Raw genomic sequence first — 12,782 nt, 5'->3', positions numbered from 1 at the left:
AATATTCACTATACGTAACAAAGTAAATTTGAAAGATCTGTAATAATCACATTAGTCTTAGGGTAGATTTTCAGTACAAGACTCATACTTCAATCTTTGTTATAATGTTACCAAAAGCTGTTTTCCTTCCTGTCCTATCAAAAAATTAAGTTATCTCCAAAAAGGTTCTATTCATGACTCCTTCTCACTTACCATTAAGCTTTAAAGTAGAAAAAAGCTTATCCCCAATATCAGATAAAAAACGGGCAGAAATACTTAAGAACCCCGGTTTTGGCAAATTTTTTACAGACCATATGGTCACCATACAGTGGAACGAACAAAATGGATGGCATAATGCTACTGTTTCGCAACACAAACATTTAGCAATTAGTCCAGCAAGTGCTGTATTACATTATGCTCAGGGAATTTTTGAAGGTCTTAAAGCGTATCGCACAAAAGATAAACGCGTTGTATTGTTTCGTCCTGAAGCTAATGCCCAACGTTTTGCACAATCAGCAAAGAGACTAGTAATGCCTGAATTACCCAAAAATATTTTTTTGGATGCAATTGACCAATTAGTAAAAATTGATGAAAAATGGATTTCTAGTAATCCAAATGCTAGTCTTTACTTACGCCCATTTATGTTTGGAAATGAAGGTTTTTTAGGCGTTCGTCCCTCTCAAAAATACATTTTCTGTATTATCGCCTCTCCAGTTGAGTCATTCTTCACAGAAATGAATGAGTCTATAACCGTATGGATTGAAACAGAATATAGCCGAACAGGACCAGGCGGAACAGGCAGTGCTAAATGTGGTAGCAATTATGCAGTAAGTTTTCTTGCACAAAAAAATGCACTTCAGTCCCATTGTCATCAAGTACTCTTTCTTGACATGGTTGAACGTAAGTGGATTGAAGAACTTGGTTGCATGAACATATGCTTTGTTTTGGCAAACAATACCCTTATAACACCTTCTCTTAAGGACACTATTCTCGCTGGAATAACTCGTAATTCAGTTTTAAAATTGGCTCAACAAATGGGCTTAACAGTGGAAGAACGCCCGTATGCCTTTGAATCACTGAAAAATGATATTCAAAACAAGCAACTTAAAGAAGCGTTTGCTTGTGGCACTGCTGCTATCATTACACCGATTGGCCGTTTTAAATACAAAGGTAGAGAACTTGTTGTTGGAGATGGATTGACCGGTGAAATTACCAACAAAATTCGTACAGAACTCACCAATATCCAAAGGGGAAACATAGAAGATAAAAACGGCTGGATACGTTTCGTCGAGCTTTCATAATCACAAAACACGCCATTCGCTCTCAAAGCCTCAAGCACTCACTTCGACAATTAAGCAGACTCTTCCGCGTTTTTAAAGACACTAATTTAAAAAAGCACTACCTAAATTTTTCCTGATCTTTGTGTCGCGTTTTAACATTGCGAATCGTACCAGTGCACGAACGCATTACGATCGTTTCTGTTTGAATGTAATCGCGCATAAATTTTACACCAGACAACATATTGCCATCAGTTACACCTGTTGCAGAAAATAGGACATCACCCTTTGCCATTTCTTCCATTGTATAAACTTTATCAGTATCATTGATCCCCATTTTTTGAGCTCGAGTGATTTGTTCTTCTGTACTAAACTGTAAACGCCCTTGCATATATCCACCGGTACAGCGTAAAGCAGCAGCAGCTAAAACACCTTCTGGAGCTCCACCAATCCCCATATAAATATCAATACCTGTTTCATCTGGAGCTGATGTATTAATGACACCAGCGACATCCCCATCATTAATCAAACAGATCGCTGCTCCTGTCGCACGTACTTCACTGATCAATTTTGCATGACGCGGCCGATCCATAATGCAGACAGTGATTTCATTAACAGAAGCACCCTTAAATTTCGCAAGAGAAAAAATATTATCCGATGGGCTAGCATCTATATCAACCAGATCTTTTGGGTAACCAGGACCAATAGCAATTTTTTGCATATAAACATCCGGTGCGTAAAGTAAATTGCCTTTTTCAGCAATGGCAATAACTGACAAAGAATTAGCAAGATTTTTAGCACAAATTGTAGTCCCTTCAAGAGGGTCAAGCGCAATATCCATCTCTGGACCGGTTCGAAGTCCTACTTTTTCTCCAATATAGAGCATGGGTGCTTCATCACGCTCACCTTCACCAATTACAACTGTACCACTAATAGGTAAGCGATTTAGTTCTTTTCGCATTGCATCAACAGCAGCTTGATCGGCTGCCTTTTCATTACCACGGCCCCGCAAACGCGCAGCCGCAACAGCAGCATGTTCAGTTGCACGCACCAACTCAAGCGTCAAAATACGATCCAGCCCATTTAAAGCAGTTTGAGTTTCCTCAAGCATATGATCAGAGTCCTACCAAATTATTATTCATAAAAAAACTAACTTTTTATCGCTCAAATATCAACTAACACTTCTTAAAAAGATAAAATAAAAGCAATTTGAGTTTTTTATTTCATAATTCCAAAAAACAAATACATTTTTTAAATACGTTACTACACACCTACTTTTTTGCACACAACTAGAATAAGACTCTCCTTCTTGATGACCTATCCTTTTTATCAAGTTTTTTTTATAAAATACAATTACCACAAAACAATATATAACAAAGTGTAGAAACGATAAAACTACGCAAAAACCTGCCTTCAAACATTCATAATGATAAAGATCATATAGCTTCCTTGCTGATGCTAAATTAAGAGTGAATTTTATAAATTTTTATTATTTTTTGCAATAATGAGCATCCTACGTAAACTTTATCCAAAATTTTAAGCTGCATACGGATAGTAAACACTTAAAAATAATTTAATAAAACATATTTTTTAAAAAAAGTTATCCATAGGGACTTGCTAAGTAAAAAGATCCTCTCTATAAGCCTTTTCATTGGTTTGCGCCCATCGTCTAGCGGTTAGGACATCGCCCTTTCACGGCGGAAACAGGGGTTCGATTCCCCTTGGGCGTACCAGTCTCCTTTTTATCGTGCCACTGCTTATTTGATTACTGCACGAACAGTGTGTTATTTCTTTTTCATTTTCATGAAAATTTCAATAAAACGGAAACCTAGTTGCACACAAGTACTGATCGTTGCTTTCTATGTGTTTTATTCGACATGCATGTGCTTCTTGTTACTTTTGTTATAAGAGCCTTATTTCATAGAACGTTTCTGTTTTTGTGCAAAGAAGATTCCTGCCATAACTACTCAAAAAATTTAATAAAAAATTACACAAATAGAAAATAGATTAACTAGTTTATGAGTATAGCCTGCGTCAGATTTGCTAAAAGAATCTTATTTCAATAAAAATAAGAAGATCAGCAACCACTTACTTTAGCTAAAGTAAAACTAATATCCATATTTGTCACTTCCAATACTTTAAAGTGAAAAAAAACTCTTCATTATCTCCCACTCAATGAAAAGTTTTATAAAATTTATGAAAGGTAATTTAAGAAAAGATGCCTATAAGCTATTGTAAAAAAAATCATTGCTTACAAATATCTTATTTTCTTTTCAGGATCTCTAGTTCATCTGTAATAATCACTGCTTTCAAATAGCGAATACACTTTAGCCCCCGTTCCTATAAAGTATACTTCTCATATCATTCCTATTTTTACTTTTCATCATAGAACTAAAAATGTTATGACTAACATTATTATTTAAAAAAGATAAAGGATCTCTGATGGAAAAGATCAAAGTGGAAAATCCCATTGTCGAAATCGATGGAGATGAAATGACTCGTGTCATTTGGCAATATATCAAAGATAAACTGATTCATCCCTATCTAGATATTGACATTGAATATTACGATCTTTCTATAACGAATCGAGATGCAACAGACGATCAAGTTACTATCGATTCTGCTCATGCCATCAAAAAACATGGAGTAGGTATAAAATGTGCGACAATTACTCCTGACAAAGCGCGTGTGGAAGAATTTAACTTAAAAAAAATGTGGAGATCACCAAATGGAACAATTCGTAATATCTTAGGAGGCGTCATTTTTCGCGAACCTATTATTTGCAAAAATGTCCCACGCCTTGTTCCACATTGGACAAAACCAATTATTATAGGGCGCCATGCTTTTGGTGATCAATATAAAGCAACTGACTTTAAATTTCCTGGCAAAGGAAAGCTCAGTATCAAATTTGTTGGCGAGAATGGCCACACTATTGAACATGATATTTTTGATGCCCCAAATGCAGGCGTCGCTATGGCTATGTATAACCTCGATGAATCAATCCGTGATTTTGCTCGAGCCTCTTTTAATTATGGCCTACAACGAAATGTTTCTGTTTATCTCTCTACAAAAAATACCATTTTGAAGGCTTACGATGGGCGTTTTAAAGATATTTTTCAAACGATATTTGAGACTGAATTTAAAACTGAATTTGAAAATCGTAAATTAAACTATGAACACCGCTTAATTGATGATATGGTCGCTTCTGCCTTAAAATGGTCAGGAGGCTATGTCTGGGCATGTAAAAACTACGATGGTGATGTCCAATCAGATATCATTGCCCAGGGCTTTGGATCACTCGGTCTTATGACTTCTGTCTTAATGACGCCTGATGGAAAAATTGTCGAAGCAGAAGCAGCACATGGTACGGTAACGCGCCACTATCGCCAGCACCAGAAAAATGAAGAGACCTCAACAAATTCTATTGCTTCTATCTTTGCATGGACGCGAGGACTAGCACATCGTGCAAAACTTGATGATAATGAAAAATTGAAAAATTTTGTAAATACACTGGAAGCGGTTTGTATTAATACTGTTGAAGAAGGCTTCATGACCAAAGATCTTGCTCTTTTAATCGGTCCTGAGCAGAAGTGGCTTTCGACAACGGGTTTTCTCGATAAAATTGATCAAAACCTAAAAAAATAATGACTAACTAGTATAATTTGATATTTCAAAGCTCTGAAATAAGGGCTTTGATTTTTTTAATTAAGTTTTAACATTAATTTACAAATATAAAATTCTGAAAAAACGATGTTTTTTAAATTTTTATGTAGAAAAAACAATATCTACTCTTTGATATTTTCTGGTGGTGTTGCGTTACATGCTACCAATATTTACGCTGCTACGGCTATTCTTCCTTCTCTTATCAAAGATATTGGTGGTGAACAATACTACTCATGGGCAGCAACTATTCTTGTTGTATCCTCACTAATTAGCACTTCGATTGCGACCAAAATATTAGGAGCAACAGGTCCTCGTAATGCTTATATTATTGCTATTCTTACTTTTACAGTCGGCACATTTATCTGCAGCCTTGCTCACAACATGCCTCTTTTTTTAACAGGACGTCTCATTCAGGGATTTGGTGGTGGTTTCTTATTATCCCTATCATATTCCATAGTACGTATTGTTTTGAATCCACCTCTGTGGCCACGTGCATTAGGTGTTATATCTGGAATGTGGGGAGTATCAGCACTTCTGGGACCCGCTATCGGTGGCCTTACTGCACAATATAGTACATGGAGAGCTGCTTTTTGGATTATTGGATTTTTAGCAATCGTTTTTTCACTCATGGTATTTAAAATTTTGCCTAAAAAAAACAAAATGCTAATCTCAGAGCTCCCTCTTCCTATTACACAACTCCTTGTACTTACCTTGTTGATTCTGGTAATTTCTGTTGGAAGCACTATGAATGCAATGACAATAATTTTTAGTTTCATAACTGGTATAGGTCTTCTCTTTGTCTTAGCAAAACTTGAATCATCAAGCCAGCACCCCATGTTTCCTCATAAGACCTTTTCTCTTTCTTCCGAATTTTTTCCTGTCTACTCATTGATACTCATTGTAAATATCGTAGCTTATGGGTTGGAATTTTATTTGCCACTTTTTTTTCAAGAACTTCATAAAAAGGGTCCCCTTATCGCTGCTTATATAACTGCCCTGATAAGTCTTGGTTGGACATGTGGCTCCTTATTATGTGCTAACGCAACTAAAAAAAACATTCGTAGAATTACCATATGCTCTCCCGTATTAATTGTTTTTAATATGGGTATATTGCTACGCTTCATTCCAACAAAAATAGCAGACACAGAATCTACTTTTGTTATTTGCATATCGTTATTTCTCATGGGTATTAGTGCTGGTATAGCGTGGCCGCATCTGCTCACACGTATATTACAATGCGCTCAAGATAAAGACGTCTTTCGTGCAAGTGAATCTCTTACTTCTATACAACTACTCTCTGCAGCTGTGGGTGCAGCAGTAGCAGGTGCTATTACTAATCTTGCTGGCCTATTTAATCCCGGAGGAATAGAAGGAACAGTTTCTGCTGCAAAAGCTCTTTTTACGATATTTACAGGAGTTATACTTTTTCTTGGTTTGCCATTTTCCTTCTATGTCTCTCATAAAATGTTAAAAAAACCAGGCAAATATTAAAATCATTAAGTTATAGTGAAATAAACACGACAATTACCGCTCTCAAAATCATAAAACACCCCTCTCTTAAACAATAAAAATTCAACTAGAATGTATTTATGTCGTTCAGGAACTTTCTTTTAAGTAGTTTTCAAAAACATATTGTAATTTTCTTCTGTTATCCAAAATTTTTGTGCCTATTCTTAGTAAAAAAATACATATTACCTCATAAAAACCGCAATTTTCATACTTCTTTAATCATTTACTAACCCATAATTAATGTTGTTTCTCTAAATAATATTAAAAAAGCAGGTAGTAAACTGCTTTCTCCGAATTAGGTAGTGCGTATCGGAGTGGTGACCTTTACAAGAGTTTTCTCATTGTAAAAAAAACGTAACTAATAAAACTGCGCATCCATCTTTTAGGATAGCGCAGTTTTATTATTCTCTGAAAGCTTTAAACAATTTTTATTTAAAAATAATCCTAACTATCTAAATAATAAATTTCTTTGAGAAGGAAAAACAATAGCTTTACTGTGTAGAAACCTCACAGCCATGCTTCCATAAAAAAGTTGTTTGATCACAAAAAGAAGCATAATATTTTGCTTCGATAGCAGCACGAATATCTTGCATTAGTTGCTGATAATAAGCGAGGTTATTCCAAGTCAATAACATACCACCAAGAGATTCACCCGATTTTATTAAATGATGCAAATAAGCACGACTATAGTCACGTGTGGCAGGGCAAGATGATTGTATATCAAGAGGACGTGAATCCTCTGCATAGCGTGCATTACGCAAATTAATTTTACCAAAGCGGGTAAAAGCTAAACCATGGCGTCCTGCACGTGTCGGCATAACACAATCAAACATATCAATACCACGAGCAACACTTTTTAAAATATCATCTGGTGTCCCTACTCCCATGAGATAACGCGGTTTATCTTGTGGTAAAATAGGACAAGTAGCATCTAATACATCTATCATCACATTTTGTGGTTCTCCAACTGCAAGCCCACCAATAGCATAACCTTTTAAATTCATTTCTTTCAATGCCTGAGCAGAGTATTCACGTAATCTTATGTTATCACCACCTTGAACAATACCAAACATAGCTTTCTCTGCTTGATTACCAAAAGCTGTCTTACAACGCTGTGCCCAACGTAATGAAAGCTCCATAGCCGCTTCTATTTCCTTCTCCTTCGCTGGTAAGGCAATACATTGATCAAGCTGCATCTGAATATCAGAATCAAGTAGCCCTTGAATCTCTATAGAACGCTCTGGACTCATTTCATAATATGCACCACTTATATAGGAACGAAAAATAGCACCTTTTTCTGTAATTTTACATATTCCCGAAAGAGACATAACCTGAAAACCACCAGAATCTGTCAAGATAGGTTCAGGCCAGCGTGCAAACTCATGTAAACCACCAAGACGTGCTACACGCTCAGCTCCTGGACGTAACATTAAATGATAAGTATTCCCTAAAATAACATCTGTCCCAAGATCGCGTAGCTGATCCATATACATAGCCTTAACGCTTCCTGCTGTTCCAACTGGCATAAACGCAGGCGTACGAATGCGGCCTCTACCCGTTATAATTTCACCTAAACGCGCATTGCCATCTTGAGCAATTTTTTTATAATGGAATACCTTTGTCACCAAATTTATCTTTTCAATCCTATAAATTCATTTCACTGTAAAAATTAAGAAACACCCTTATATTTTTTAATGAATTTCTTACAAAAATTTCACAAACACCACAGCTTATTTCCAAATTTATGCGGATGAAAAATAAAAAGACTCTTTCAAGTAACAAAAAATCTCCCTCATAAATGGATGAACAACCTATTTAAAACTTTTCATCTTTAAACGTAAAACATAACCATAATGGCAATTGTTCACAATTCTCTTTGCGTCACTATGAACTAACAGCTATCGTTGCTTTAATAATAATATCTTGGTCTTTAGGTGGTTCCCCACGATTAATTTTATCGATATTCTCCATACCTTCAACGACTTGTCCCCATACAGAATATTGACGGTCAAGCCAAGGCGCATCTGCAAAACAAATAAAGAACTGTGAATTTGCTGAGTTTGGATTCTGACTACGAGCCATAGAGACTACACCGCGCTTATGAACAATGTTTGAAAACTCTGCAACTAAATTCGGTTTATCAGAGCCCCCTGTACCAACGCGTGATAAATTAAACTCTTTACTATCTTTTTTCCCAAATTGCACATCACCAGTTTGTGCCATAAAACCATCTATGACACGATGAAAAACAACATTATCATAAGCGCCCTCATGTGCTAACTCTTTGATACGTGCAACATGATTAGGAGCCAAGTCAGCAAAAAGCTCTATAACCACTCTCCCTTTCGTTGTATCAAGAATTAGAATATTTTCTGAATTTTTAGTTTTAGCCATTGTGGCCCTCCTTGTAATTTATGGATTAACTGGAAAATAAGCAGATTCAATAACATCAGGATTCGCAACAGATCCATTATCTCTTGCCGTTCCTTTTTTTATTTTGTCAACAACATCCATACCACTTACAACCTCTCCAATAACAGTGTACTGACCGTTTAAAAAAGAAGCGTCATCAAAACAAATAAAAAACTGTGAATTTGCCGAGTGAAAATCCTGAGAACGCGCCATCCCTACGGTACCACGCTTGAATGGCATATCTGAAAACTCTGCCGGCAAATTGGGGTAATCTGAGCCTCCTGTTCCAACATGTTTAAGATCAAAATAAGAGCTGTTCTTTTTTCCAAACTTTACATCACCAGTCTGCGCCATAAAACCAGGAATTACACGATGAAATACTACACCGTTATAAGCCCCTTCTTCTGTTAATTTCTTAATCCTAGCAACATGTTTTGGTGCAAGATCAGGATAAAGACGAATAACTACATCACCATTTTTAAGGGATAATACGAGAGTATCATGATTGTCTGCTGCTACAGAAAACGACAAAAAATAGAAAATACATGCAAAAATAGAAAAAATCTTAGAATACACAACCTTTATCCTCTTCAAATTTAAATTTCAAACGCAAAGCATGTGCAACATTTTGAGGAACAAAAGGTGTAACATCACCACCCATGGCAGCAACTTGACGCACCAATGTAGAAGTTATCATGCGGCTGGCAACATCTGCTGGTAAAAATACGGTTTGCAACTCAGGAGCCATGATTCTATTCATCCCCGCCATTTGCATTTCGTAATCAAAATCTGTTCCTTCACGTAATCCGCGAACAAGAAGAGAAGCACCAATCTCACGTGCTTTATCAATCAGAAGATTATCAAACGAAATGACCTGTAACTTATCATGAGAAACATTCAATAAATCCCTACCCGCGCACATGATTAAATCAATACGTTCTTCTACCCTAAAAAGGGGATGTTTATTACCATGTACACCTACGGCTACAAATACCCTATCAGCCAAAAGAAAACTGCTCTTCAAAACACTAAGGTGACCATTTGTAATGGGATCAAAAGAACCTGCGTAAAGAGCAATTACCATTATTGTATCCCAGTATATTAAATTACTCACCCTTACTGATATCAGCTACATTGGAATCACAATCCGTATCTAACTGACTCGTATCCTCCTCAGATTCAGAAACTCTCTCCACTGAAACAACTCTCTCACCTTTTACTGTATTAAAGATCGTTACCCCCTTAGTCGAACGACCAGCTATGCGAATACCATCAACAGGAACGCGAATAAGCTGCCCTCCATCAGAAATCAGCATAATTTGATCTCGTTGTTTTACTGGAAAAGCCGCTACCAATTTACCAATTTCAGCTGTTTTTGATGGATCAGTTGCTCTAATCCCTTTTCTACCACGCCCAGAAACACGGAATTCATAAGAAGATGACCGCTTCCCATAACCAAATTCACTAACTGTCAAAAGCATTTGCTCACGATCTTTAAGTTCTTCGTAACGCTCATCTGTTAGCTCTTCTCTAACTTCTTCTTCTTCAATGAAAACTGTATCTTCATCATCTGTACTTACTGCACGGCGCTCACTCACTGCACGTCTCATATAAGCAGAGCGCTCCGCTGATGTGGCCTCAACATGCTCTAAAAGAGTCATCGAAATGACTCGATCTCCATCGGCCATATCTATGCCGCGTACCCCTACAGAATTGCGACCAGAAAACACACGAACATCAGTCACCGGAAAGCGAATACATTGCCCGTTTGCAGTTGTCAGAACAACATCATCACGTTCTGTACATGTATCAACCGAAAGAATTTCATCTCCTTCTTCGTAAAGCTTCATCGCTATTTTACCACTGCGATTAACATGCACAAAATCCGATAATTTATTACGTCGTACAGTTCCACGTGTCGTTGCAAAAAGAATATCTAGCTCGCTCCAACTGGTCTCATCCTCAGGTAATGGCATAATCGTTGTGATACGCTCACCTTGTTGCAAAGGAAGCATGTTAATGAGAGATCGACCACGTGATTGAGGAGTCCCAATAGGCAAACGCCAAACTTTTTCTTTATAAACAATTCCACGTGACGAAAAGAAAAGAACTGGTGTATGTGTGTTAGCTACAAACAAGCGAGTTACGAAATCCTCATCCTTCGTAGTCATACTAGAACGCCCCTTACCACCGCGGCGCTGCGCACGATAGGTATTCAAGGGCACACGCTTGATATAACCGCTATGACTTACCGTAACAACCATATCCTCAGGCGCTATCAAATCTTCATTGTCCATCTCGACACTACCGAAACCAAAGACAGTTCGTCTGGGAGTTGAAAATTCTTCACGAAGAGTACTGAGCTCATCCTTAACAATCCCCATGATACGTGAACGCGACGCCAAAATATCAAGGTAACCAGTGATATCTTTTCCAATTTTGTTAAGTTCATCAGCAATTTCATTCCGACCAAGCGCTGTTAACCTTTGTAAGCGTAACTCCAAAATGGCCCTAGCTTGCTCTTCGGACAAATTATATGTGTTATCCTCATGAATAACATGACGAGGATCATCTATCAGTTTAATCAAAGATGCAACATCTTCAGCTGGCCAACGGCGCTCCATCAATTGTGTACGCGCCGTTTGTGGATCAGATGCCTTACGAATTAGCTCTATAATTTCATCTATATTAGCAACGGCAATAGCCAAACCAACAAAAACATGAGCGCGCTCACGCGCTTTGCATAAAAGATATTTCGTTCGCCGACTTATAACTTCTTCACGGAAAGAAACAAATGCACGAAGCATATCAAGCAACGTCATTTGTTCAGGTCTTCCTCCATTTAATGCAACCATATTGCAACCAAAGGAAGTCTGTAGAGGCGTATAACGATATAGTTGATTTAAAACAACTTCTGCAACAGCTTCCCTCTTAAGTTCAATCACAACTCTGTATCCATCACGATCAGACTCATCACGTAGATCAGAAATTCCTTCAATGCGCTTATCACGCACTAATTCAGCAATCTTTTCAATCATTGTTGCTTTATTGACTTGGTAAGGTATCTCACTTACGATGATGGCCTGCCGTTGGTTACGAATTTCTTCGATATCAACCTTAGCACGCATAATAATCGAACCACGTCCCGTTTCGTAAGCTGAACGAATACCAGAATGACCGAGGATAATGCCACCTGTAGGAAAGTCAGGACCAGGTATAATCTCAGTCATTTCATCTAATGTGATGTAAGGATTATCAATTAAAGCTATACAACCTTCTACAACTTCTCCCAAATTGTGTGGAGGAATATTTGTCGCCATCCCAACAGCAATACCACCTGATCCATTCACTAAAAGGTTAGGAAAACGTGCAGGCAAAACGACAGGTTCACGTTCACGCCCATCATAATTATCTTGAAAATCAACCGTATCCTTATCAATATCAGCCAAAAGCTCTTCTGAAACTTTTTCTAAACGACATTCTGTATAGCGCATAGCCGCCGGAGGATCACCATCAACAGAACCAAAGTTCCCCTGCCCATTAATCAATGGATCACGCAAAGAAAAATCCTGCGCCATACGTACCAATGCATCATAAATCGAAGCATCACCATGGGGATGAAATTTCCCCATCACCTCACCAACAACCCCTGCTGACTTACGGTACGACTTGTTGAAAGAAAGGCCCATCTCATTCATCGCGTGCAAAATACGCCGATGAACCGGCTTCAAACCATCACGTACGTCAGGTAGTGCACGCGATACAATGACACTCATCGCATAATCAAGATAAGATCGCCGCATCTCATCAATAATATTAATTGACTCAATACCGGTTGGTGCGTCTTGTTCTGAGGGTGGAATAAAATCGGTCACAATTCCAATACTTTCAAATTAAAGAATCACTATTAATTTATTTTAGTAAATATAGCAAAAATACTCC

9 protein-coding genes and 1 tRNA gene are annotated in these 12,782 nt (G+C 37.5%); 4 read left to right on the top strand and 6 right to left on the bottom strand.

All coding sequences use genetic code 11. The features are described from left to right. The first annotated feature begins 173 nt into the window (after positions 1-173). Complete coding sequence (locus PU02_RS04290) at positions 174-1,280, top strand: branched-chain amino acid aminotransferase (RefSeq protein WP_053944226.1); 1,107 nt, start codon at positions 174-176, stop codon at positions 1,278-1,280. Positions 1,281-1,377: 97 nt separating this feature from the next. Here the strand turns inward: PU02_RS04290 and glpX are convergent, their stop codons facing one another. Then, positions 1,378-2,367 carry a class II fructose-bisphosphatase gene (glpX, locus tag PU02_RS04285; protein ID WP_053944225.1) on the bottom strand — a complete coding sequence of 330 codons (990 nt, stop codon included), beginning with the start codon at positions 2,365-2,367 and terminating at the stop codon, positions 1,378-1,380. Positions 2,368-2,914: 547 nt separating this feature from the next. Between glpX and PU02_RS04280 the strand changes: the two genes are divergently transcribed. The 3 genes from PU02_RS04280 (at position 2,915) to PU02_RS04270 (ending at position 6,410) form a co-directional block, all read left to right on the top strand. Next, positions 2,915-2,989: transfer RNA gene (locus tag PU02_RS04280), tRNA-Glu, on the top strand. 709 nt (positions 2,990-3,698) lie between these two features. Further along, positions 3,699-4,901: an NADP-dependent isocitrate dehydrogenase gene (locus PU02_RS04275; RefSeq protein ID WP_053944224.1), complete on the top strand. Its 1,203-nt coding sequence runs from the start codon at positions 3,699-3,701 to the stop codon at positions 4,899-4,901. A gap of 105 nt (positions 4,902-5,006) precedes the next feature. Further along, a complete protein-coding gene (locus tag PU02_RS04270) occupies positions 5,007-6,410 on the top strand; it encodes an MFS transporter (protein ID WP_053944223.1) in 1,404 nt (467 codons plus the stop codon). 509 nt (positions 6,411-6,919) lie between these two features. Here PU02_RS04270 and tgt read toward each other — a convergent pair. The 5 genes from tgt to gyrA form a co-directional block, all read right to left on the bottom strand. Next, positions 6,920-8,053, bottom strand: coding sequence for a tRNA guanosine(34) transglycosylase Tgt (gene tgt / locus PU02_RS04265; RefSeq protein ID WP_053944222.1), 1,134 nt, complete (start codon positions 8,051-8,053; stop codon positions 6,920-6,922). A gap of 259 nt (positions 8,054-8,312) precedes the next feature. Next, positions 8,313-8,822 carry a peptidylprolyl isomerase gene (locus PU02_RS04260; protein WP_053944221.1) on the bottom strand — a complete coding sequence of 170 codons (510 nt, stop codon included), beginning with the start codon at positions 8,820-8,822 and terminating at the stop codon, positions 8,313-8,315. An 18-nt stretch (positions 8,823-8,840) separates the two neighbouring features. Continuing rightward, complete coding sequence (locus PU02_RS04255) at positions 8,841-9,416, bottom strand: peptidylprolyl isomerase (RefSeq protein WP_053944220.1); 576 nt, start codon at positions 9,414-9,416, stop codon at positions 8,841-8,843. Next, positions 9,406-9,924 carry a pantetheine-phosphate adenylyltransferase gene (coaD, locus tag PU02_RS04250; RefSeq protein ID WP_053944219.1) on the bottom strand — a complete coding sequence of 173 codons (519 nt, stop codon included), beginning with the start codon at positions 9,922-9,924 and terminating at the stop codon, positions 9,406-9,408. Before coaD ends, PU02_RS04255 begins: the two co-directional genes overlap by 11 nt. A gap of 22 nt (positions 9,925-9,946) precedes the next feature. Next, positions 9,947-12,715, bottom strand: coding sequence for a DNA gyrase subunit A (gene gyrA / locus PU02_RS04245; protein ID WP_053944218.1), 2,769 nt, complete (start codon positions 12,713-12,715; stop codon positions 9,947-9,949). Between the last annotated feature and the right edge of the window lie 67 nt (positions 12,716-12,782).

It is taken from the genome of Bartonella ancashensis (assembly GCF_001281405.1).
GTDB classification, from domain to species: domain Bacteria; phylum Pseudomonadota; class Alphaproteobacteria; order Rhizobiales; family Rhizobiaceae; genus Bartonella; species Bartonella ancashensis.
This window is presented reverse-complemented; position numbering and strand designations above follow the sequence as displayed.